The following is a 22821-nucleotide window of genomic DNA, read 5'->3' as shown; positions in this document are numbered from 1 at the left end:
GATGCAACCGCCTGGTTGCAGTCGATCGCGCAGTTCTCGTCGGCGGCTCCCGGTGTGACGCGACGAGAACTGCATGTGTTCGAGCATCGTGTTCGAACGCATGTGCGATACTGAACCGGTCGAGGAGGTGTCGGAGTGGGATGGGGAAACGGGCCGCCGACCTGGTCGGAGATGGAGCGTGTGCTCTCGGGACGACCCGGCACTTCCCGCCGCGATGCCGAACATCCCGGCGACGGGGGCGACAGCCCGGCGTGGTCGCGTACCCGCGCCGAGTACGGGGCGCGGGTCCGTCGTCCGGAGGGACCGGTCGTGCCCTACGCCGAACTGCACGCACACTCCGCGTTCAGCTTCCTCGACGGTGCCTCCACACCGGAGGAGCTCACCGAGGAGGCGGCACGGCTCGGCCTCGAGGCGCTTGCGGTGACCGACCACGACGGACTGTACGGAGCGGTGCGATTCGCCGAAGCCGCACGCGAACTCGACATCCGCACCGTCTTCGGAGCCGAACTGGGCCTCGGCGATGCCCACCTGCTCGTCCTCGCCCGCGGGCAGGAGGGCTATCGACTCCTGTCGCGGCAGATCGCCCACGCTCACCTCACGGGAGGGGAGAAGAACAACCCGACGTACGACTACGACGCACTCACCGACGCCGCCGGTGGGCACTGGCAGATCCTCACCGGCTGCCGTCGGGGGCACCTGCGGCAGGCGCTCGCCACGGGCGGGATCCCCGCCGCCGAAGCGGCTTTGCTCGACCTCGTCGACCGGTTCGGCGCCGACCGCGTGACCGTCGAACTCACCCCGCACGGATATCCCGACGACCACGAACGCAACGCCGCCCTCTTCGACCTCGCGTCACGGCACGGCATCCCGTATATCGCAAGCACGGGCGCGCACTTCGCGCACCCCCGGCGGAGACGTCTGGCGATGGCCGTGGCGGCGATCTCCGACCGGCAGAGCCTCGACGACGCCGCCGGCCGGATCCCGCCGGCCGGCGGCGGGCACCTGCGGTCGGGGGAGGAGATGACACGGCTGTTCGAGGCCTTTCCGGGCGCCGTGCACAACGCCGCCGAGCTCGGTCGGGAATGCGCCTTCGACCTGCGTCTCGTCGCCCCGAAACTGCCGCCCTTCGATGTTCCCGAGGGTCACACCGAATTCACCTGGCTGCGCGAACTCACCTACGACGGGGCGCGTCGTCGTTACGGTCCGGTCGAGCGCCGTCCCGACGCCTATCGGCAGATCGAACACGAACTCGACGTCGTCGGCCGATTGGGGTTCCCGGGATACTTCCTCGTCGTCCACGACATCGTCGACTTCTGCAAGCGGAACGACATCCTCTGTCAGGGAAGGGGATCGGCCGCCAATTCGGCGGTCTGCTACGCCATCGGCATCACCAATGTCGACCCCGTCGGCAACAAGTTGCTGTTCGAACGCTTCCTGTCGCCCGAACGCGACGGTCCGCCCGACATCGACCTCGACATCGAATCCGACCGGCGCGAGGAGGCGATCCAGTACGTCTACCGCAAGTACGGACGGATCAATGCAGCGCAGGTCGCGAACGTCATCACCTACCGCGGTCGATCCGCCGTCCGCGATATGGCCCGCGCTCTCGGATATTCGCAGGGACAACAGGACGCGTGGAGCAAGCTCATCGGCCGGTGGGGTGGTGTGCGGGCCGAGACCGACGAGCGGATCCCGGAGACGGTTCTCGACCTCGCCGAACAGATCGAAGGTCTCCCGCGGCATCTCGGCATCCATTCGGGCGGAATGGTGATCTGCGACCGGCCCGTCGCCGACGTGTGCCCCGTCGAATGGGCACGGATGGAAGGTCGCACCGTCCTGCAATGGGACAAGGACGACTGTGCCGCAGCAGGTCTCGTGAAGTTCGACCTGCTCGGCCTCGGTATGCTCTCCGCGCTGCACTACATGATCGACCTCGTCGACGAACACGAAGGCGTGCGGGTCGATCTCGCGCATCTCGACCTCTCCGAGCCGGGGGTGTACGAGATGCTGTGCCGTGCAGACTCGGTGGGCGTCTTCCAGGTGGAGTCGCGGGCCCAGATGGCCACTCTGCCGCGGTTGAAGCCGCGCTGCTTCTACGATCTGGTCATCGAGGTGGCCATCATCCGGCCCGGCCCCATCCAGGGTGGTTCGGTGCACCCCTACATCCGGCGGCGCAACGGTCTCGAACCCGTCACCTACGACCATCCGTGCCTCGAGAAGGCCCTCGAACGTACCCTCGGCGTTCCGCTCTTCCAGGAACAACTCATGCAGATGGCCGTCGACGCCGCGGGATTCAGCGCGGCGGAGGCCGATCGGTTGCGTCGCGCCATGGGATCGAAACGATCGACGGAGAAGATGGAGCGTCTGCGCGGACGCCTCTACCAGGGGATGCGAGACCTGCACGGCATCACGGGCGACGTTGCCGACCGCATCTACGAGAAACTCTACGCCTTCGCGAATTTCGGTTTCCCCGAGAGTCATTCGCAGAGCTTCGCCTCGCTTGTGTTCTATTCGGCGTGGTTCAAGCTGCACCATCCCGCAGCGTTCTGCGCGGGTCTGCTGCGTGCTCAGCCGATGGGTTTCTACTCGCCGCAATCGCTGGTCGCCGATGCCCGACGTCACGGTGTGGTCGTCCACGGCCCCGACATCGCGGCGAGCCTCGCGCACGCCACCCTCGAGAACAAAGGCCGGGAGGTCCGGATCGGCCTGGCCACGGTGCGGAACATCGGCGACGACCTCGCCGAACGCATCGTGGCCGAACGTCGCGACCACGGCCCGTACACCTCACCCGCCGATCTCGCCGCCCGCGTCGGTCCCACCACGGCGCAGATCGAGGCGCTGGCCACCGCGGGAGCGTTCTCCTCGTTCGGCATCACCCGCCGCGAAGCTCTCTGGGGTGCGGCTCCGGCGGCGGCGCAACGCCCCGGGCGGCTTCCCGGGGTCGGGACGGTGCCGACTCCGGCCCTGCCGGGGATGAGCGCTCTCGAACTCGCCGCCGCCGACGTCTGGGCCACGGGAATCTCGCCCGACAGCTATCCGACGCAATTCCTGCGCAAGAGGCTCGACGAACTCGGGGTGATCCCGGCCGCGGAACTGCCGCAGGTCCCCGACGGGACGCGCATCCTCGTCGGCGGGGCCGTGACCCACCGGCAGCGACCTGCAACCGCCGCCGGTGTCACCTTCCTCAACCTCGAGGACGAGACCGGGATGGTGAACGTGGTGTGCTCGGTGGGGTTGTGGGCGCGCTACCGCACCGTGGCCCACACCGCACCCGCCCTGCTCGTCCGTGGTCGGCTCCAGAACGCCGAAGGGGTGGTCGCCCTCCTCGCCGATCACCTCGATCCCATGGATCTGCGGATGCCGAGCAGATCACGCGATTTTCGTTAGCATCCCCGAGTGTGAAACGCCTGTCGGTGATGTCGTTGGCTCTGTTCGCGTTGGTCGTCACAGGATGCGACGAGGGTGGGGGAGGTGAGGGCTCGTCGGCCTCCGCGCCCGCGATCTCGGCACCCGCGATCACCGACGGCGGCCTCCGGGAGTCGCAACCCGTCGAGGAGCCCGACCGCAAGGAGGTCGTCACCGGCTACCTCCACATGGATGCCGGCGATCCCGTGGCGACGGGCCGCCGGGTCGCGACGGTGGTCGAGGAGGCCGGTGGACGCGTCGACTCCCTCACCGAGCAACCCGAGGCGAGCAGCGTGCTGACCGTGCGGGTGCCAGCCGGCCGGCTCGACGAGGTCGTCGACGAGATCCGCACGCTCGGTCGCATCACGAGCCTGAGTACCACCCGCGACGACGTGACCATGCAGTACACCGACCTCGAAGCGCGGGTGGGTGCGCTGCGGGCCTCGGTCGACCGCCTGCGGGCATTGCTCGAATCGTCGGCGGACGTCGAAGCGCTGATCGCCGCCGAGACCACCCTGGCCGAACGCCAGGCCGAACTCGACAGCCTCGAAGCGCAGCGACGGCAGCTGGGCGACAGGATCGAACTGTCCACGCTCACCGTCGACATCACCACCGATCGCCTTCCCTCGGAGCAGGACAGCTTCTGGGACGGGCTGGTCGCGGGATGGAACAGCCTGTGGGCCGCATTGGGGGCCGCGGTGGTCGGTATCGGCGCCGCGCTACCGTGGGTGGCGTTCCTGTGCGTGTGTGCCGGTGTCCTCTACCTGGTCATCCGGCTCATCACCCGACGGGGACGTTCGTCCGGAACCACCGGGACGCCCGACACCGAGAGGACCGACAGCGATGCGTGAGGTCGACCTGGCCGCACTCGAATCCGCACTCACCGACGGAGCCACCGTCATCGACGTGCGGGAACGCGACGAATACGCCCAGGTACGTGTACCCGGCGTCACGAACATCCCGCTCAGCGAGTTCGTCGCGCGGATCGACGAGATCCCCACCGACGGCACCGTCTACGTCGTCTGCGCCGTGGGTGGCCGCAGCCTGCAGGCCGCGCAGTATCTCGCCGCTCGCGGTGTCGACGCCGTGTCCGTCGCGGGCGGCACCGACGCATGGGCCGGCTCGGGTCGTCCGGTGGAGAGCGACGCCTAGACCGCGCCGGGGAAACCGTGCTGCCGCCACGCCTCGTAGCAGGCGACAGCGGCGGCGTTCGACAGATTCAGTGAACGCCGCCCGGGCAGCATGGGGATGCGGACCTGCTCGGTGACGTGCGGGTCGGCGAGCACCTCGGGCGACAGCCCGGTCGGTTCGGGTCCGAACAGCAGCACGTCGCCCGCCCGGTACTCGATCTCGGCGTAGCTCGACGTGCCGTGCGCGGTGAACGCGAACACCCGCTCGGGGGCAAGCGCCGCCCACGCGGCCGCGAGACTGCTGTGCACGGTGACCGACGCGAGGTCGTGGTAGTCCAGGCCCGCGCGGCGCAGTTTCGGCTCGGACAGGTCGAATCCGAGGGGTTCCACCAGGTGCAGTTCCGCGCCGGTCGCGGCGACCATGCGTATGGCATTGCCGGTGTTGGGGGGAATGCGCGGCTCGTGGAACATCACTCTGAACACTCGATCCAGCTTGCCAGAGGCGCGTCGGCGTCCCGCACGCGCGTAGCGCCGATCTCGGCGTAGTGAGGGCACGCGTGTTTTCATTCTCGTGTCGTGGTTCGACATATCGACCGCTGGGGGATGCATGGAGTCACCGGTAGCGACGTACGTCTCGGCGGTACGCAGCTTCTCGGAGCTTGTCGGTGCCGTGCCGGAGGACCGGTGGGACGGTCCGGGCCTGGGCGAGTGGGACCTCCGATCGTTGATCGGACACACCTCACGCTCGTTGACGACCGTCGCGACGTATCTCGACAGTCCTGCCGACACCGAGGACCTCGCGAGCGCGGAGCAGTACTACGTCCACGTCGAGGAACCGACCTCGGCCCTCGGCGCGGGCGACATCGTCGAACGCGGGCGGCGTGCCGGTGCCGACCTCGGTGACGACCCGGTGGCGACGATCGGTGCCCTGTCGGCTGCGGTGATCGAGCGGCTCGGTACCGGGGAGGATCGTCTGATCCGGGTGATCGGAGGATCGGGGATCCGGCTGCATTCCTACCTCCCGACACGCACCTTCGAACTCGCCGTCCACGGTCTCGACATCGCCGCCGCCGCGGATGTTCCCTACGAACCTCCCGCCGAGGTTCTCGAGCAGGCCACCCTGCTGGCGGCGAGAATCGCGCTGGCACTCGGCGACGGCACGACCGTGCTGCGGGCATTGACCGGTCGGATGGAGTTGCCGAGCGGCTATTCCGTCGTGTGAGCGGAGAGGTTCAGCGCGACCGGGACCGGAACATCGAATCCTCCAGCAGCGCAAGCACGGATGCCGGGGGAGGCAATCGCGCGATCTCGTCGCGCAACCGTTCGGCGCCGGGGCGGAGAGAGCCCGAGGACAACGCATCGAGGGTGATCTCTCCGATCTCCGCCGAGGTTGCGGTGACGGGATCGACCGTGGTCCCTGCGCCCAGCGCGACCAGCCGTCGGGCGTTGAGTTCCTGGTCCGCGCCCATCGGAAGCGCGACGACCGGAACGCCGTGGGCGAGCGCACCGACGACGCTGCCCGATCCGCCGTGGTTGACGACGACATCGACGTGCGGGAGCACGGCCGACTGGGGCACGAACCGCTCGATGCGGACGTTGCCGCCCGGTGACGGCAGGGTGGCCGGGTCGACGTCGCGGCCGACGGTGACGAGCACGCGCGCAGGTAGTCGGTGCAGCCCCCGGAGGAGACGGACGAAGAGATCGCCGGACTCGGTGTTGAAGACGGTGCCCAGCGTGACGTACACGCGGTGGGGCTCCTTGCCGCCACGAAGCCAGTCGACTGCGAGATGTCCGTGGGGCGCGGGTGATGGGCCCGGCCCTGTCGAGACGGCTGTGGCAGGCAACGGGACGTCAGGATCGCGGAACGACGGTGGGAACGGTGAGATGACCAAATCCTGTGTCAGGAAAGAGCACTCGTGATCGGAAGGGAGGTCGTGGGCGGCCCGTAGTCGTCGCAGCGGCTCACGGATGCGGTCGATCCGGACGAGCGCTCCGGAGGCGATCACGTCGACCACCACGCGGGGAACGGCGGCGTGCTCGGCCGCCGTCATCGCACCGAAGTCCATCTCGTCGCAGATCAGCAGATCCGGATGCCAGCGGTCGACGACCTCGCGGACCAGGTCGAATCGTCGCGATGCGAGCACATCGGCGAAGTGGGTGCCGATCACCGAGTACTCGTGGTCGAGATCCGGAGGAGCGAGCGTGCCTATGGACCGGCCGGAAGCGGATGTCGTGTCTCCCTCGGGGAAGTACGCGTCGAAGCCTCGAGTGCCTGCGAGGACGTCCGCGTCCCCACACACGCCGATAGGATGGCCGGCTCCGCGCAGGACGTCGGCGATCGGGAGCATCGGTGCGAGATGGCCGAGGCCGCCTGCGAACGCGAACAGGACGTGACGCGCGGCCCGGCCTCGTGTGCTGCCGGTCGTCGATCCGACTCGGTGTGCCATGGCCGAATTACACCGCGCGAGGCTCGTGTTCGCGAATCGCCGATCGGGTGTGGCCCCGAGCGGTACCTGGTTCAATCGACAGGGCATCAGCAGCGGGCGACCCGGGAGAGAACCATCACGATGACACGCCGACGCGGAATCCGACTGGCCGCGCGGGACGCACTCCACGTCTTCGTGGAGGACGCGGACCCCGAGGCTCCGCCGTCGACCATGGTGAGTGTCTACGTGTTCGACGCCCGAGCGGGCGACGCTCCCATCCGCACCCGTGAGGACGCCGTCACCTGGATCGGACAGCGCCTGCACCGCATACCGGCGCTCACCCGCCGTCTGCACCGGGTGCCGGCGAACCTCGACTTTCCCTTCTGGGTGGAGACGGACGTCGATCCGGACCGTCACGTCCGGTACGAGACGATCGGTCCGACCTCACGCAGCGAGGTGCATCGGCTGCTCGCCTCGATGAAGGAACGCCGTCTCGATCTGTCCGCACCCCCGTGGGAAGTGCACGTCCTGGCCGACATCCGTGGTGTCGACGACCTCCCCGACGGCGCCACCGTCGTCGCGCTGCTCCTCCACCACTCGGTGACCGACGGACTCGGAGCCGTCGATATCGCTCGTGCGTTGTTCGACGATCCTGCGGCCGCCCCTTCGGCCGGAGGACGCGTCGTCGCCGTGCCCGGACCGGTCCGCGCGGCGGTCTCGCTGCCCTTCCGGTACGCGAGGATGCTCCCGGCTCTGGTCGCAGCACGTCGCGCTCGACGAGCACTGGGTGGTCTCACCGCATCGGGGGAGATCACCGCCCCCCGGCCGCAGCGTCCCCGCACCCGCTTCGACACCGACACGAACGGACCCTGCCGGCTCGGCGTCGTCCGTATGCCCCTGCCGGAGGTGCGTGCCGTCGCGCGCGCCACGCAGACCTCGGTGAACGATGTGATCCTGACCGTCGTCTCGGGCGGATTGCGCTCCTACCTCGGTTGCTACGACGAGATTCCGGCGGTCTCGCCGGCGGCGGTCGTTCCGGGATCGCTCCGCGACCGTGTAGGGACGGAGTCGGAGAACAAGGTGACACTCCTGTATATCGACCTGCACATCGATCGGACCGGCCCGCGCGAACGACTCCGCCGTATCCACGAGTCGGCAGCGCTCGAGAAGCACCGGATCCGGCGTCCGGAGTCGGCCGCATCCGTTGCTGCAGTGGATGCAGCGCCCGCGTTCGATCTGGTGATGTCGATCCGACGTGCACACCGCGGACCGGTAGGGCCCAGGGGAGAAGTGGTACCACTGGCCAACACCACGGTGACGAATGTCCCCCGCGGCCCGGTCGAGGGACTCCGATTCGGTGACAGTCCGGCCGTCGAGGCGATCGGTACTCCGATGCTCAACCGGAACTACGGCCTCGTCCATTCCGCGACGTCGCTCGGCGAGGTCCTCACCTTGTCCTTTCTGGCATCGGAATCCTGCATGCCCGACCCGGACGAGTACGAGCGGTATCTCGTCGCCGCCTTCGCGGAACTGTCCCGGGACTGCCTGCCTCCACACGGGCGAGCAGCCGCCGCTACCGGCCGCGCTTCGACGTCGGACGGGCGCCTGGAAGAATGAGCGATGTGACTGCGACGATCCTGGACGGCAAAGCAACCCGCGACGAAATCTTCGAGGACCTGAAGGTCCGCGTGGAAGCACTGAAGGACAAGGGCGTCACGCCCGGCCTCGGGACGATCCTCGTCGGAGACGATCCGGGATCCGCGGCCTACGTGCGCGGCAAGCACAACGACTGCGCGAAGGTCGGCATCACGTCGATCCGCAAGGATCTGCCTGCCGACATCACCCAGGAGCAGCTGTTCGAGGCGATCGACGAGCTCAACGCCGATCCCGCCTGTACCGGCTACATCGTCCAGCTCCCGCTGCCGAAGCATCTCGACGAGAACGCGGCGCTCGAGCGCATGGATCCGGGCAAGGACGCCGACGGTCTGCACCCGGTCAACCTCGGCCGTCTCGTCCTCGGCAAGGAGGCCCCGCTGCCGTGCACGCCGCGCGGCATCCTCCACCTGCTGCGCCGCTACGACGTGGAGATCGCCGGTGCGCACGTGGTGGTGGTCGGCCGTGGCGTCACCGTCGGTCGCCCGATCGGGCTGCTCCTGACCCGTCGTTCGGAGAATGCGACGGTCACCCTCTGCCACACCGGCACCCGCGACCTCGCCGCCGAGGTGCGTCGCGCCGACATCGTCGTCGCGGCCGCGGGTGTTCCCGGCCTCGTGACGGCCGACATGGTCAAGCCCGGCGCTGCGGTGCTGGACGTGGGCGTCTCCCGCACCGAGGACGGACTGCGCGGCGACGTCGCCGCGGATGTGCGTGAGGTCGCGGGCTTCCTGTCCCCGAACCCCGGCGGTGTCGGCCCGCTCACCCGCGCGTTCCTGCTGAGCAACGTCGTGGAGCGGGCCGAGCAGCTCGCCGCCCGGTAACGGGTCGACAACCCCGGGAGACGAGATGGCTCAGGCTCTGCGATTCACGCGTCTGAACCTGCCGCTGCTCGCGGTCACCCTGGTGATCGCGGCAGCGGTGATCCTGGTGCTCGCCGACCGATGGCGACGCGGAGCGTTCGTCTTCGGCGGCGCGACGATCCTCGCCGGTCTGTTCCGCTGGGTTCTCGACGAAGACAAGGTCGGTGTCCTCGCGGTACGCAGCAAGGGATTCGATGTTGCGTCGATGATGATCGTCGGCGGCATCGTGGTGGCGCTCGCCGCGTCGATCGACCCGCTGGGAACCGACTAACCTTCGGCGAGCTTCATGAGTTCGGCGAGGAGCTTGGCGACCTCGTCGGCCTCGGTGAGGAAGCCGTCGTGTCCGTCGCGCGAGACGAGTACTCGCAGTTCACCCGATCCCGGGAGGAGATCGGCGATCTCCTGCTGCAGGCGCAGCGGGTACAGCCGGTCGGAATCGACGCCGGCAACGATCGTCGGAACCGGGGTGGACCCGAGGGCGGCTTCGACACCGCCGCGTCCGCGCCCGACGTCGTGCCGGTTCATCACGTCGGACAACAGCACGTAGGTACCGGGATCGAAGCGCGCGACGAGTTTGCGCGCCTGGTGTTCGAGATAGCTCTGCACGGCGTACCGGCCGCCTCGCCACGGATCCTCACCGTCCTGGGGGAGATTCCCGAAGCGGGTGTCGAGTTCGAACTCGGTTCGGTAGGTGAGGTGCGCGATGGTCCGGGCAATGGCGAGCCCGGCTTCGGGGCGCCGTCCCGTGTCGTAGTAGTCGCCACCCTGCCAGTCGGGGTCGGCCGTGATGGCCGTGATCTGCGCACTCTGGGTGCCGATCTGGTCGGCGGTGGCGCGGGCGCCGGTGGCGAGGACGAGCGACGCCCGTACGCGCTCGGGATGGGTGATGATCCACTCGAGGGTGCGCATGCCGCCCATCGAACCCCCGGTCACGGCCGCGAGAACGTCGATGCCGAGCTTGTCGAGCAGGGACGCTTCGGCGGCTACCTGATCGCGCACGGTGATCAGGGGAAAGCGGGAACCCCACGCCTTGCCGTCGGGTGCGGTGCTGCCGGGGCCGGTGGTTCCGCGGCAACCGCCGAGGATGTTGGTGGAGACGACGCACCAGCGATCGGTGTCGATGGGCGCGCCGGGGCCGACCATGCCCGACCACCAGCCGGGGGACGGATGATTCGGCCCGGCGGGGCCGGTGACGTGCGAGTCGCCGGTGAGGGCGTGTTCGACGAGCACGACGTTGTCGCGAGCGGGGGACAGCTCACCCCATCTCTGCACGGCGACCGTGACGTTCGGCAGTGTCTCACCGCTCTCGAGGACGAGATCTCCGATGTCGATGTTCTCGAGGCGTCCGTCCGCCGGGGGCAGTTCGACACGACGACGCTCGGTGCCCGCCGTCAAGAGGTGACCGCCTCGACGCTCGGGCAGTGGTGGCAGCGCCGGCTGCGGATGTCGGTCATCGTGTCCTTCCGGCGGTGGTGGGAGGGTCGATCGTGGTTTGCGTGCGACAGCACATCATCATGTCCATCCTCCCGACAGCAGGCTTGTCGGCGGGGGCCCGCCGACCGTGTCCTCACCCGGAGCACCCCACCCCGGTCGGAGGGTTGCCGGCCAGCAAGCCGGGGCTTGACGCTGGCGCTCATGACTATCCGGGCAGTCTAGCGACTCTCCGCCGCAGGGTCTTATGCACCCTCTGAACAGGCCTGACCAGCATGAAAGTTACCGACCGGTAAGGCGCAGGGGTGGGGCGGGGCGCTTTGCGGACGCCACGAATAGCAGTACGCTTGTCATGTTTGGCCGGGGTTCAGGACGTGGACACGGCCATGCTCGCGCACAGCGAGCCGACGGCGATCGCACCCACAAAGTGCGGTCGATTGGGGACCACAGAAACGTCCTAGGAGGACACGAAGCGCATATGTCCAAGATCAAGGTTGAGGGTAAGGTCGTCGAGCTCGACGGCGACGAGATGACCCGCATCATCTGGCAGTTCATCAAAGACAAGCTGATCCACCCGTACCTGGACGTGGATCTCGAGTACTACGACCTCGGCGTGGAACACCGCGACGCCACCGACGATCAGGTGACGATCGACGCGGCGAACGCCATCAAGAAGCACAACGTCGGTGTCAAGTGCGCCACCATCACTCCCGACGAAGCGCGTGTCGAAGAGTTCGGTCTGAAGAAGATGTGGCGGTCGCCCAACGGCACCATCCGTAACATCCTCGGCGGCACCATCTTCCGTGCGCCCATCATCATCTCGAACGTGCCGCGTCTGGTACCGGGCTGGACCAAGCCCGTCATCGTCGGCCGCCACGCGTTCGGCGACCAGTACCGCGCCACCGACTTCAAGGTCGACCGCCCGGGCACCGTCACCATCACCTTCACGCCGGAGGACGGCAGCGAGCCGATCCAGCACGAGGTCTGCCGGATCCCCGAGGACGGCGGCGTCGTCATGGGTATGTACAACTACAAGAAGTCCATCCAGGACTTCGCGCGCGCCTCGCTCTCGTACGGCCTGCAGCGCAACTACCCGGTCTACCTGTCGACCAAGAACACGATCCTGAAGGCCTACGACGGCATGTTCAAGGACGAGTTCCAGCGGATCTACGAGGAAGAGTTCAAGGCGGAGTTCGACGCCGCGGGCCTCACCTACGAGCACCGCCTCATCGACGACATGGTCGCGTCGTCCCTCAAGTGGGAGGGCGGCTACGTCTGGGCCTGCAAGAACTACGACGGCGACGTCCAGTCCGACACCGTTGCCCAGGGCTACGGCTCGCTGGGCCTGATGACCTCCGTCCTGATGACCCCGGACGGCAAGACCGTCGAGGCGGAGGCCGCACACGGCACCGTCACGCGGCACTACCGCCAGCATCAGCAGGGCAAGCCGACGTCGACCAACCCGATCGCGTCGATCTTCGCCTGGACCCGCGGCCTCGAGCACCGCGGCAAGCTGGACAACACCCCCGAGGTCATCGAGTTCGCGCAGCAGCTCGAGGACGTCGTCATCAAGACCGTCGAAGCCGGTCAGATGACCAAGGACCTCGCACTGCTCGTCGGCCCGGAGCAGGGCTGGCTGACCACCGAGGAGTTCCTCGGCGCACTCGACGAGAACCTGCAGAAGGCTCGCGCCTGACCTTCGGCTCGTTTCTCGGCAGCACGAACACGGGACGCCCGCACCGGGCGTCCCGTGTCGTGTTTCCCGAGCACTCCGGGCACGGGTTACCGTTCCGTGTACCACTGTCAGTCGCATCACCGCCGTAGTGCCCGGGAGGAGGACGGCCGTGACCACCACTGGTGCCGACTCCGAAGGTCGCGGCGGGGCGCATGCCCGCCGGCACTTCTGGACCCGGGTGTGGACGCTGATGTTCGGCTCGGCGCTGGCCTACCTGCCGGTCGCCCTCGCCCCGAACATGATCCACGCGATCGCCCGCCGAACCGACGAACTGGCCTACGACCGGTCCACGCCGGTGCGCAGCGGCGTGCTCACCACCCTCACGATGGGCGAGGCCGCCGCCGTTCTCGGGGTCCTCGCCGCCCTCGTCATCGCGCTCAATCTCATCGCCTGGTCGCTCGGGCCGGCCGTCACCTCCGACGGTGCGCCCCGCGCGACCGAGGCCCTGCGTCTCGAACACCTGGAACTGTGCGGGTCGGTCTTCGGAGTGGGAGCGACGATGACCTTCGTCGCAGCGCTGCTCGACGGCCTCCCATACTCCGTGGATCTGGCGGCGCTGCTGCTGTTCCCCGCCGTGTTCGTGATCGTGGTGCTCAGCCAGGACCTGTTCCTCGCGACCCAGCGCGGTGTCGGTGCCCGTCGTCTGCTGCGGAGAGAGGCCTCGCTGCTGCGCCGACGCGAGCTGCTCGCCACGGCGGCGAGACTCCGACCGCGCGACCCACGGGCATCCGTCCACCCCTTCGCGGCACTCGCCGTCGAACTCGTCCTGCTGGCCGTCGTCACGGTGGCGACAGGACTGCTCATGATCATGGTGTTCGACGAGGAACGGGGCGCTGGGCCGGCGCTGGACTCCTCCGACGTCGTCTTCGTGGTCGTGACCTCGGCGCTCACGATGTTCACGGCGGTCCTGCTCGTGCTGTGGACGGTCCGCTGCTGGCTGCTCCGCCGGTACGTCGGCGCGGTCCTGGCCGCGGCCCTGGGCGGCATCCTCTACGTCGTGGTCGGAGCGGGAATCGTCTGGGCGGCGCTCGACGAGGACGCCGTCGCCGAAGCGGTCGCGTCCGCCGCCGTCCTGTACGCCTGGATCCTCCTGCCGGCGGCCGTTCTCCTCGTCGGCACGATCGGGATCGGCAGGCGGGGTCGGTTTCCGGGTGTCACCGCCACGCTGCGTGCCGCGCTACTGCGCGAGCGGTACCGGCTACGGCGCGCCGACGGCGACGGTGGCCGGAGGAACGGTCGCGCAGGCGGTTCCGCCCCGACGCTTCGTCATCTGATCGGGCGGGCGCGCACCGTCGCCCGTGCGGCTGCGCGACAGCCGTCCCGGTGCGAGCCGGACACCCGATTCGGGACTGTTCGTTCCGGACGTCGCCCTCGCCGCATCCGGTGACGGCGAACCCGGCCACGTCGCCGATGTCGGTTACGGTGACCCGGTGCCTCTCGTCATCACCACCGTGAACGTCAACGGCGTGCGCGCCGCCGCAGCCAAGGGTCTCGTCGACTGGCTCGCCTCGTCGGCCGCCGACATCGTGTGCCTGCAGGAGGTGCGCGCCACCGAGAAGCAGTTCCACGCCGCCATCGCTCCGGCGATCGAGACCGGCTGGCACTGCGTCGGCGCGGAGTCCTCGGCCAAGGGCCGCGCCGGGGTGGCGATCCTCTCGCGCGCACCCGCGGATGCCGTGCGGGTCGGGTTCGACGTCGACGAGTTCGCGTCGGCCGGTCGCTACATGGAGGCCGACTTCGGCGACGTGACGGTGGGAAGCCTCTACCTGCCGACCGGGGAAGCCCGGACCCCGAAGCAGGACGAGAAGGAACACTTCATGAAGAGCTTTGCGGCCTACCTCGCCGAGCGGTACGCCGCGGTGACGGCCGCCGGTCGCGACATGGTGGTGTGCGGCGACTGGAACATCGCCCCCACCGAGCGGGACATCAAGAATTGGAAGGGCAACGTCAAGAAGTCCGGCTTTCTGCCGGAGGAACGTGCCTGGGTCGGCGACCTGCTCGAGGCGGGCTGGCGCGACGTGGTCCGCGATCTCCACGGCGACGTCGCAGGCCCCTATTCGTGGTGGTCCTACCGCGGCAAGGCATTCGACACCGACGCGGGCTGGCGTATCGACTACCACCTCGCGACCCCGGCTCTGGCGGCCCACGCGACCGAGGCCGGTGTCGAACGCGCGCCGAGCTACGACCGGCGTTGGTCCGACCACGCGCCGGTGACGGTGACCTTCGATCGCTGACCACTTCTGCGGCATGCCGCAGAAGTGCCCACCTCGCTCGCAGGGCGGTGCGGGCTGCGTGGAATCATCGACGGCATGTCGAGCACTGCAGAACAGAACGCCACGAAGCCGAAGGCCCGCCCCCGTGTGCTGTCCGGCATCCAGCCCACCTCGGATTCGTTCCATCTCGGGAACTTCCTCGGGGCGCTGGCGCAGTGGGTTCCGGCGCAGGACGAGAACGACGCCTTCTACTTCATCCCCGATCTGCACGCGATCACCGTTCCACACGAGCCGAAACTGCTGCGCAAGCGCGTGCTCGTCTCCGTGGCGCAGTTGCTCGCCATCGGTATCGATCCCGAGAAGTCCGTCCTGTTCGTGCAGAGCCAGGTGCCCGAGCACGCCGAACTGTCCTGGGTCCTGAGCTGCATCACCGGCTTCGGTGAGGCCAGCCGGATGACGCAGTTCAAGGACAAGGCGGCCAAGCAGGGCACCGAGCACGCCGGTGTCGGCCTGTTCACCTATCCGATCCTCATGGCGGCCGACATCCTGCTCTACCGTGCCAGCCACGTGCCGGTGGGGGAGGACCAGCGTCAGCACCTCGAACTCACGCGAGATCTCGCGCAGCGCTTCAACTCCCGCTTCGGCAAGACCTTCGTCGTCCCCGAACCGATGATCGTGAAGGAGACCGCGAAGATCTACGACCTGCAGGATCCGACGTCGAAGATGAGCAAGTCCGCGGCGACCGACGCGGGTCTGATCAACCTGCTCGACGATCCGAAGGTCTCGGCGAAGAAGATCCGTTCGGCCGTCACCGACAACGAGCGCGAGATCCGCTTCGACCGTGAGAACAAGCCCGGCGTGTCGAACCTGCTCACCATCCAGTCGGCGCTGTCCGGTCGCAGCGTCGACGAACTCGTCGCCGGCTACGAGGGGAAGGGCTACGGCGATCTCAAGGCCGACACCGCCGAGGTGCTCACCGAGTTCGTCACCCCGATCCGCGCGAAGGTCGACGAGTACCTCACCGATCCCGCCGAGCTGAACCGCATCCTCGCGGGCGGCGCGGACCGTGCCCGTGAGGTCGCGTCCCGCACATTGGCGCAGGTCTATGACAAGGTGGGTTTCCTGCCGCGGACATAGACGAAGGAGCACCCGGATGGCCGGCGAACCCGACGAGAAGCCGGGATTTCTCGATCGTCAGCGGGCGGCACATCCGGTGCTCGACCGCATCTTCCGGGCCGGTGTGCGGTACCAGGACAACAAGGGCGACTACTACGCCGCCGGTCTGACCTACTTCACGGTGCTTGCCGTCGTCCCGATCATCATGCTGGTGTTCTCGGTGGCGGGCTTCGTGCTCGCCGGGCGGCCCGAACTGCTCGATCAGATCCAGCAGATCATCGCCGAGAACATCCCGGGCCAGCTCGGCGGCACCGTGCAGAGCCTGATCGACTCGGCGATCGAATCCCGCGGCGCGGTCGGTCTCATCGGTCTGCTCACCGCGTCGTATGCGGGCCTGGGCTGGATCACGAATCTGCGCGAGGCCCTCACGGCCATGTGGGAACATCCGCGCGACAAGGGCAACTTCTTCGTGGTCAAGCTGAGGGACGGCGGGGCTCTGGTGAGTCTCGGGCTCGCTATGGCGGTGTCGTTGGCCCTGTCGGCGCTCAGCAGCGGTTCGGTCGCGCACCGGCTCGTGGAGCTGTTCAACATGGAGAACCTCGTCGGCATCGGCGTGGGGCTACGGGTGCTGGCGTTGGTCATGGCGATCACCGCCTCGAGCCTGGTGTTCACCTGGGTGATCGCGCGCCTGCCGCGCGAGCCGGTCCCGTTCCGCAGTGCGCTCGTCGCGGGGGTGATCGCCGCGATCGGTTTCGAACTGCTCAAGCAGACCGGTTCGCTCTACCTCGAACGCGTGCTCAACGGGCCGGCGGGCGTCGCCTTCGGCCCCATCCTCGGCATCCTCGTGTTCGGGAACCTGACAGCGCGTCTGGTGCTCATCTGTACCGCGTTCGCTGCGACGTCACGGGCGAGCCTGGCACTCGCTCACCATCCCGCCCCCACAGGAGCGGTCATCACGCCCCGCCTCGAAGTGCACGAGGGCCTCGACGCGCGACGCGGCGCCGCTCTCCTGGGTGCCGGTCTGCTCGGTGGTCTCCTGGCCGGACGGCGACTCCGGAGGAAATGAGCGAACTTCCGGGGTGAAAACCCCTGATTCGGGGTGCCGATCCTGCTGCGGACGGACGACGATGGAAGCGTGGGAAAACAGACGCGATCCGGCGCGCCCCGACGCTCGTTCCGTGTGACTCCGCGCAGAGTGCTCGCGGCCGTCCTGGTCTTGCTCGCCGCGCTGTTCGTCCTCCAGAACCGGAACAGTACGAGCATCGATCTCTTCTGGATCTCGCTCCAGGCGCCACTGTGGCTGGTGCTCGTCGTCATCTTTGCGGTCGGGTGGCTGGCCGGCTTCCTGTTCGAGCGCGGCCGCTGAACCCGTTCCGTCGAACGGCGCAGCTCCGCCGGATCCGAGCGGTGAGCACAGACGAGAGCAGGCCCATCCCCGAAGGGACGGGCCTGCTCACGTGCGAGGTGATCAGCGAGCGAACATGAGCGCGCGCTTGACCTCCTGGATCGCCTTCGTCACCTGGATGCCACGGGGGCACGCGTCGGTGCAGTTGAAGGTGGTGCGGCAGCGCCACACACCTTCCTTGTCGTTGAGGATGTCCAGACGCTCCGAAGCACCCTCGTCACGCGAATCGAAGATGAACCGGTGCGCGTTGACGATCGCGGCGGGACCGAAGTAGCTGCCGTCGCTCCAGTACACCGGGCACGACGTGGTGCAGCACGCACACAGGATGCACTTGGTGGTGTCGTCGAACCGGGCACGGTCGGCCTGCGACTGGATACGCTCACGGGTCGGCTCGTTGCCGGTGGTCATGAGGAACGGCTTCACGGCGCGGTACGCGTCGAAGAAGGGTTCCATGTCGACGACGAGGTCCTTCTCGACCGGCAGACCACGGATCGGCTCGATCGTGATCGTGACGTCCTTGCCGTTCTTGTCCAGCAGATCCTTCATGAGGATCTTGCAGGCCAGACGGTTGACGCCGTTGACACGCATCGCGTCCGAGCCGCACACACCGTGAGCGCAGCTGCGACGGAAGGTGAGCGTGCCGTCGAGGTAGCCCTTGACGTAGCCCAGCAGGTTGAGCAGACGGTCGGACGGCAGCGCCGGCACCTGGAACGAATCCCAGTGCTGACCCTTGTCGTCCTCCGGGTTGAACCGAGCGATCTTGAGGGTGACCATCGTCGCGCCCTCGGGCACGGGTGGCAGGGTCGAAGCGCCCGCGTCGGTCTTCTCGATGGTAGTCATCAGTACTTACGCTCCATGGGCTCGTACCGGGTCTGGACCACCGGCTTGTAGTCCAGGCGAATGTCGGAGATCAGGTCCTCGCCCACCTTGTACGCCATGGTGTGCTGGAGGAAGTTCTCGTCGTCGCGCTTCGGGTAGTCCTCGCGGGCATGGCCGCCACGCGATTCCTTGCGGTTCAGAGCGCCGACGACCGTCACCTCGGCCATCTCGAGGAGGAAGCCGAGCTCCACGGCCTCGAGCAGGTCGCTGTTGTAGCGCTTGCCCTTGTCGTGGACGGTGATCTCCTTGTAGCGCTTCTTCAGCTCGTGGATGTCGTTGAGCGCCTGCGTCAACGTCTCCTCGGTGCGGAACACCGACGCGTTGTTGTCCATCGTCTGCTGCAGCTCGGTGCGGATGTCGGCGACCCGCTCCTTACCACCCTGATGCAGGATCAGGTCGAGCCAGTCGTCGACGTACTTCGTCGGCTGCTCCGGCATCTCGACGTGCTTCGTGCTGTTGGCGTACTCCGCAGCGGCGATACCCGCGCGGCGACCGAAGACGTTGATGTCGAGCAGCGAGTTGGTGCCGAGACGGTTCGCGCCGTGCACCGAGACACACGCGCACTCGCCGGCCGCGTACAGGCCGGGCACGACGTTCTCGTTGTCGCGCAGGACCTCGCCGTCGACGTTGGTCGGGATACCGCCCATGACGTAGTGGCAGGTCGGGTACACGGGCACGAGCTCGGTGACGGGATCGACGCCGAGGTAGGTGCGGGAGAACTCGGTGATGTCGGGCAGCTTCTCCTCGAGGACGTCCTCGCCGAGGTGGGTCACGTCGATGTAGACGTAGTCCTTGTTCGGTCCGGCGCCGCGGCCCTCGAGCACCTCGAGCACCATCGACCGGGCGACGATGTCGCGCGGTGCGAGGTCCTTGATGGTGGGGGCGTAGCGTTCCATGAACCGTTCGCCGTCGGCGTTGCGGAGGATACCGCCCTCACCACGCACGGCCTCCGAGATGAGGATGCCGAGACCGGCCAGACCCGTGGGATGGAACTGGTGGAACTCCATGTCCTCGAGCGGCAGGCCCTTGCGGAAGATGATGCCGAGGCCGTCACCGGTGAGGGTGTGGGCGTTCGACGTCGTCTTGTACATACGGCCCGAGCCGCCCGTCGCGAAGACGATCGCCTTGGCGTGGAAGACGTGGATCTCGCCGGTCGCGAGCTCGTACGCGATGACACCCGTCGCGACGGGACCGTTCTCGGTCTCGGTCAAGGTGATGTCGAGCGCGTAGAACTCGTTGAAGAACTCCACGTCGTGCTTGACGCAGTTCTGGTACAGCGTCTGCAGAATCATGTGGCCGGTGCGGTCGGCGGCGTAGCACGCGCGACGGACCGGAGCCTTACCGTGGTCGCGGGTGTGACCACCGAAGCGGCGCTGGTCGATCTTGCCCTCGGGCGTCCGGTTGAACGGAAGGCCCATCTTCTCGAGATCGAGAACGGCGTCGATGGCCTCCTTGGCCATGATCTCCGCGGCGTCCTGGTCGACCAGGTAGTCGCCACCCTTGACGGTGTCGAAGGTGTGCCACTCCCAGTTGTCCTCTTCGACATTCGCGAGGGCGGCGCACATGCCACCCTGAGCGGCGCCGGTGTGGCTGCGGGTGGGGTAGAGCTTCGTGAGCACTGCGGTGCGCGCACGCGGGCCGGCTTCGATGGCCGCACGCATGCCGGCGCCGCCGGCGCCGACGATGACTACGTCGTAACGATGTTCCTGCATGAAGGTTCGGCTCCCCTAGCTCGCCGTGATGTTCGGGTCGAAGGTGAAGATCACGTAGGTGCCCAGGCCCATGATCAGGATCATCGACACGACGAGGATCGTGTTGAGCCAGAACCGGGTGGAGTCCTTACGTGCGTAGTCGGCGATGACGGTGCGCAGACCGTTACCGCCGTGGAGCTGTGCGAGCCACAGCATCGACAGGTCCCAGATCTGCCAGAAGGGGCTGGACCAGCGGCCCGCGACGAACGCGAAGTTGATGCGGTGCACGCCCTCGTCGAGCATCAGCATGATGAACAGGTGACCGAGGACCAGGATGATCAGGGCGAGGCCGGACAGGCGCATGAACAACCAGGCGTAGAGCTCGAAGTTGTTCTTCGCGGCACGTCGCGGCGAACGTGGGTTGTCCAGACCGGCGGGCCGGTCGTATTCCTTACCGAGGGTCTTCGCTTCGGTCATGTCAGTGCCCCGCAAAAGTGTTGAAGAGGATGCGAACGGTCGCGGGAATCATCACCACGAACCAGATCGCAAGGATCGTCCAGAGCATCACGCGCTGGTACTTCGGGCCCTTCGACCAGAAGTCGACGAGCATGACCCGCAGGCCGTTGAGCGCGTGGTACAGGACCATCGCGACCAGGCCGAGCTCCATGAGGCCGACGATCGGATTCTTGTAGGTGTCGATCACCGCGTCGTAGGTCTCGGGGTTGACCCGGACGAGTGCGGTGTCGAGGACGTGGACGAAAAGGAAGAAGAATGTCGCCACGCCGGTGATCCGGTGCAATACCCAGGACCACATGCCGGGGTCTCCCCGGTAAAGCGACCGTGTGCGCCCCGCCTTTGCGGGGGCGGCTTCAGTCGTGCTGCTCATCGAGTGCTGTGCCTCCAACGTCAATGGTGGACGCGTCGAGCTGCTCCTACCTGTGGGGGATTCCGCAGTACGGGCCCGACGTGAACCTGAACCGACTTGGATCGACTCTAGACCCATCCCAAACTCGGGAACTAATCTCCCGCCCCATTCGTACAGCCCCCAAAAGCGAAGTTAGGTTTGCCTTTCCAATTGTGATCTGGCGCGGCAGGGTCCGTCCACCGTCGTCCACGCCACCGTGACAGGATGATCAACCATGCCGGACATCGACTGGAAAATGTTGCGCGCCAAAGCACATGAGGTGATGGAGCGAGCCTACGCGCCCTACTCCGGATTCCCGGTGGGGGCTGCCGCCCTCACTGTCGACGGTCGGACGGTCCTCGGGTGCAATGTGGAAAATGTCTCACACGGACTGGGTCTCTGTGCCGAATGCGTACTTGTCGGTAACTTGTTCGCGCAGGGTGGAGGCCGTCTCCGGGCCGTCGCCGTCTGCGACTCCCGGGGCCACGTCCTGACCCCGTGCGGGCGATGCCGGCAGGTGCTCCTCGAACACGGCGGCCCCGACCTCCAGGTGGACGCCCACGGCGGCCCCCGTCGCCTGTCCGATCTGCTCCCCGACGCGTTCGGCCCCGACGATCTCGCGGCCGTGCGGGAGAACGAGGACCGCCGTGCCTGACATCGTCACCGTCATCCGCCGCAAGCGCGACGGGCACGAGCTCTCCGGCACCGAGATCGATTGGGTCATCGAAGCGTTCACCCACGGCGTGGTCTCCGACGCCCAGATGTCCGCCCTGGCGATGGCCGTCTGGTTCCGCGGTATGAGCCGGGCGGAGACGGCGCGGTGGACCACCGCGATGATCGACTCCGGTCGCCGTCTCGATTTCTCCGCACTCGGTCTGCGCACCGTCGACAAGCACTCGACCGGGGGAGTGGGGGACAAGATCACCTTGCCGCTCGCGCCGCTCGTCGCGGCATGCGGCGTCGCTGTCCCGCAGCTGTCCGGCCGCGGCCTCGGCCACACCGGCGGAACCCTCGACAAGCTCGAGGCGATCCCCGGGTGGAATGCCGACCTGAGCACCGCGGAGATGGCCGAGATCCTCACCGATCCGGCCGTCGGAGCGGTCGTGTGCGCGGCGAGTGCCGACCTCGCTCCCGCCGACCGCAAGCTGTACGCGCTCCGCGACGTCACCGGAACCGTCGAATCGATCCCGCTCATCGCCAGTTCGATCATGAGCAAGAAGATCGCCGAGGGCACCGGAGCTCTGGTCCTCGACGTGAAGGTCGGCAGCGGTGCCTTCATGAAGGAACTCGGCGAGGCCCGCGAGCTGGCACGCACCATGGTCGAGCTCGGTGCCGACGAGGGGTTGCACACCACCGCCCTGCTCACCCGCATGGACAGCCCGCTCGGGCGGACCGCGGGTAACGCACTCGAGGTGCGGGAGGCCGTCGAGGTACTCGCCGGAGGCGGGCCCGACGACGTCGTCGAGCTGACCGTGGCCCTCGCGCGCGAGATGCTCGAGGCCGCCGGTGTCGACGACGTCGATCCCGCCGACCGGCTCCGTGACGGCACCGCGATGGACCGGTGGAACGCGATGATCGCCGCTCAGGGAGGTGACCCCTCGGCGCCCTTGCCGGTCGCGACGCACACCGAGACCGTCCACGCGGACGCGGACGGGGTGCTCTCCGAACTCGACGCGTACGCGGTCGGTATCGCGGCCTGGCGCCTCGGGGCCGGCCGCGAACGGCAGGGGCAGGACGTGCAGCCCGGGGCGGGTGTCGAACTGCACGCGGTCCTGGGAGACCGCATCCGTGCGGGACAACCCGTCGCGACGCTGCACACCGACACTCCGGGACGCATCCCCGACGCGCTCGCCGCCCTCCGCGAGGGTGTCCGCATCTCCGATACGGCACCCGCCCGGCAGCCGCTCGTGATCGAACGCATCCGGGCGTAGAAGCACGGTGGCCGGAGACCGAGCGGAACGGCCCGCCGC

The 22821-nt window shown here is 67.8% G+C and carries 22 protein-coding genes and 1 riboswitch; of the genes, 15 read left to right on the top strand and 7 right to left on the bottom strand.

Features of this window, described 5'->3' with window-relative positions:
* Window positions 1-135 precede the first annotated feature (135 nt).
* The 3 genes from EQ874_RS08030 to EQ874_RS08020 are packed head-to-tail and all read left to right on the top strand — an operon-like array spanning window position 136 to window position 4557.
* Window positions 136-3387, top strand: a complete 3252-nt coding sequence (locus tag EQ874_RS08030) for an error-prone DNA polymerase (RefSeq protein WP_129976452.1) — start codon at window positions 136-138, stop codon at window positions 3385-3387.
* 11 nt (window positions 3388-3398) lie between these two features.
* Entirely contained in the window at window positions 3399-4256 is an 858-nt protein-coding gene (locus EQ874_RS08025; RefSeq protein ID WP_129976451.1) for a DUF4349 domain-containing protein, read from the top strand.
* Window positions 4249-4557, top strand: a complete 309-nt coding sequence (locus tag EQ874_RS08020; protein ID WP_129976450.1) for a rhodanese-like domain-containing protein — start codon at window positions 4249-4251, stop codon at window positions 4555-4557. The genes EQ874_RS08025 and EQ874_RS08020 overlap by 8 nt, the downstream gene beginning before the upstream one ends.
* Here the strand turns inward: EQ874_RS08020 and EQ874_RS08015 are convergent.
* Window positions 4554-5018 (bottom strand): tRNA (cytidine(34)-2'-O)-methyltransferase, encoded by a 465-nt coding sequence (locus tag EQ874_RS08015; protein ID WP_081494076.1) that lies wholly within the window; start codon window positions 5016-5018, stop codon window positions 4554-4556. The two genes, EQ874_RS08020 and EQ874_RS08015, sit on opposite strands and share 4 nt — an antisense overlap.
* A gap of 124 nt (window positions 5019-5142) precedes the next feature.
* Here EQ874_RS08015 and EQ874_RS08010 point away from each other — a divergent pair, with 124 nt between their 5' ends.
* Window positions 5143-5757 carry a maleylpyruvate isomerase N-terminal domain-containing protein gene (locus EQ874_RS08010; protein ID WP_129976449.1) on the top strand — a complete coding sequence of 205 codons (615 nt, stop codon included), beginning with the start codon at window positions 5143-5145 and terminating at the stop codon, window positions 5755-5757.
* A 10-nt stretch (window positions 5758-5767) separates the two neighbouring features.
* On the opposite strand, the gene EQ874_RS08005 is transcribed toward EQ874_RS08010, so the two are convergent.
* The gene (locus EQ874_RS08005; protein ID WP_129976448.1) at window positions 5768-6982 is read right to left on the bottom strand and encodes a glycosyltransferase; all 1215 of its coding nucleotides are present in this window, start codon (window positions 6980-6982) and stop codon (window positions 5768-5770) included.
* A 120-nt stretch (window positions 6983-7102) separates the two neighbouring features.
* Here EQ874_RS08005 and EQ874_RS08000 point away from each other — a divergent pair, with 120 nt between their 5' ends.
* From EQ874_RS08000 to EQ874_RS07990, 3 genes are read left to right on the top strand one after another with little or no spacing between them, the layout of a single operon-like run.
* Entirely contained in the window at window positions 7103-8578 is a 1476-nt protein-coding gene (locus EQ874_RS08000) for a wax ester/triacylglycerol synthase domain-containing protein (RefSeq protein WP_129976447.1), read from the top strand.
* A gap of 5 nt (window positions 8579-8583) precedes the next feature.
* Window positions 8584-9438 carry a bifunctional methylenetetrahydrofolate dehydrogenase/methenyltetrahydrofolate cyclohydrolase gene (locus EQ874_RS07995; RefSeq protein WP_207213515.1) on the top strand — a complete coding sequence of 285 codons (855 nt, stop codon included), beginning with the start codon at window positions 8584-8586 and terminating at the stop codon, window positions 9436-9438.
* A gap of 25 nt (window positions 9439-9463) precedes the next feature.
* Window positions 9464-9748 (top strand): DUF3017 domain-containing protein, encoded by a 285-nt coding sequence (locus tag EQ874_RS07990; RefSeq protein WP_064063856.1) that lies wholly within the window; start codon window positions 9464-9466, stop codon window positions 9746-9748.
* On the opposite strand, the gene EQ874_RS07985 is transcribed toward EQ874_RS07990, so the two are convergent.
* Entirely contained in the window at window positions 9745-10872 is a 1128-nt protein-coding gene (locus tag EQ874_RS07985; protein ID WP_064063857.1) for a homoserine O-acetyltransferase, read from the bottom strand. The two genes, EQ874_RS07990 and EQ874_RS07985, sit on opposite strands and share 4 nt — an antisense overlap.
* Before the next feature lie 134 nt (window positions 10873-11006).
* Window positions 11007-11118: riboswitch (SAM riboswitch) on the bottom strand.
* A gap of 268 nt (window positions 11119-11386) precedes the next feature.
* On the opposite strand from EQ874_RS07985, the gene EQ874_RS07980 reads away from it, so the two are divergent.
* The 6 genes from EQ874_RS07980 (at window position 11387) to EQ874_RS07955 (ending at window position 17338) form a co-directional block, all read left to right on the top strand.
* The gene (locus EQ874_RS07980) at window positions 11387-12604 is read left to right on the top strand and encodes an NADP-dependent isocitrate dehydrogenase (protein ID WP_016933203.1); all 1218 of its coding nucleotides are present in this window, start codon (window positions 11387-11389) and stop codon (window positions 12602-12604) included.
* Between the two features lie 148 nt (window positions 12605-12752).
* Entirely contained in the window at window positions 12753-14030 is a 1278-nt protein-coding gene (locus EQ874_RS07975; protein ID WP_129976445.1) for a hypothetical protein, read from the top strand.
* Between the two features lie 43 nt (window positions 14031-14073).
* The gene (locus tag EQ874_RS07970; protein ID WP_026003076.1) at window positions 14074-14877 is read left to right on the top strand and encodes an exodeoxyribonuclease III; all 804 of its coding nucleotides are present in this window, start codon (window positions 14074-14076) and stop codon (window positions 14875-14877) included.
* Window positions 14878-14952: 75 nt separating this feature from the next.
* Window positions 14953-15993 (top strand): tryptophan--tRNA ligase, encoded by a 1041-nt coding sequence (gene trpS, locus EQ874_RS07965; RefSeq protein ID WP_026003075.1) that lies wholly within the window; start codon window positions 14953-14955, stop codon window positions 15991-15993.
* A 16-nt stretch (window positions 15994-16009) separates the two neighbouring features.
* The gene (yhjD, locus tag EQ874_RS07960; protein WP_064063859.1) at window positions 16010-17038 is read left to right on the top strand and encodes an inner membrane protein YhjD; all 1029 of its coding nucleotides are present in this window, start codon (window positions 16010-16012) and stop codon (window positions 17036-17038) included.
* 114 nt (window positions 17039-17152) lie between these two features.
* Complete coding sequence (locus EQ874_RS07955; RefSeq protein ID WP_242496675.1) at window positions 17153-17338, top strand: LapA family protein; 186 nt, start codon at window positions 17153-17155, stop codon at window positions 17336-17338.
* Window positions 17339-17440: 102 nt separating this feature from the next.
* On the opposite strand, the gene EQ874_RS07950 is transcribed toward EQ874_RS07955, so the two are convergent.
* The 4 genes from EQ874_RS07950 to sdhC are packed head-to-tail and all read right to left on the bottom strand — an operon-like array spanning window position 17441 to window position 20833.
* Complete coding sequence (locus EQ874_RS07950; protein WP_064063861.1) at window positions 17441-18217, bottom strand: succinate dehydrogenase iron-sulfur subunit; 777 nt, start codon at window positions 18215-18217, stop codon at window positions 17441-17443.
* Window positions 18217-19968, bottom strand: a complete 1752-nt coding sequence (sdhA, locus tag EQ874_RS07945; RefSeq protein WP_016935300.1) for a succinate dehydrogenase flavoprotein subunit — start codon at window positions 19966-19968, stop codon at window positions 18217-18219. Before sdhA ends, EQ874_RS07950 begins: the two co-directional genes overlap by 1 nt.
* 15 nt (window positions 19969-19983) lie before the next feature.
* Window positions 19984-20424, bottom strand: a complete 441-nt coding sequence (locus tag EQ874_RS07940) for a succinate dehydrogenase hydrophobic membrane anchor subunit (RefSeq protein ID WP_016935299.1) — start codon at window positions 20422-20424, stop codon at window positions 19984-19986.
* Between the two features lies 1 nt (window position 20425).
* Window positions 20426-20833 carry a succinate dehydrogenase, cytochrome b556 subunit gene (gene sdhC, locus EQ874_RS07935; RefSeq protein ID WP_084421704.1) on the bottom strand — a complete coding sequence of 136 codons (408 nt, stop codon included), beginning with the start codon at window positions 20831-20833 and terminating at the stop codon, window positions 20426-20428.
* Between the two features lie 253 nt (window positions 20834-21086).
* Between sdhC and EQ874_RS07930 the strand changes: the two genes are divergently transcribed.
* Together EQ874_RS07930 and EQ874_RS07925 are read left to right on the top strand one after the other, a co-directional pair.
* Complete coding sequence (locus tag EQ874_RS07930) at window positions 21087-21506, top strand: cytidine deaminase (protein ID WP_026003522.1); 420 nt, start codon at window positions 21087-21089, stop codon at window positions 21504-21506.
* A complete protein-coding gene (locus EQ874_RS07925) occupies window positions 21499-22782 on the top strand; it encodes a thymidine phosphorylase (RefSeq protein ID WP_064063863.1) in 1284 nt (427 codons plus the stop codon). Before EQ874_RS07930 ends, EQ874_RS07925 begins: the two co-directional genes overlap by 8 nt.
* Window positions 22783-22821 lie beyond the last annotated feature (39 nt).

The sequence above is a fragment of the Rhodococcus sp. Q1 genome (genome assembly GCF_004153645.1).
GTDB classification, from domain to species: Bacteria; Actinomycetota; Actinomycetes; order Mycobacteriales; family Mycobacteriaceae; genus Rhodococcus; species Rhodococcus gordoniae.
This window is presented reverse-complemented; position numbering and strand designations above follow the sequence as displayed.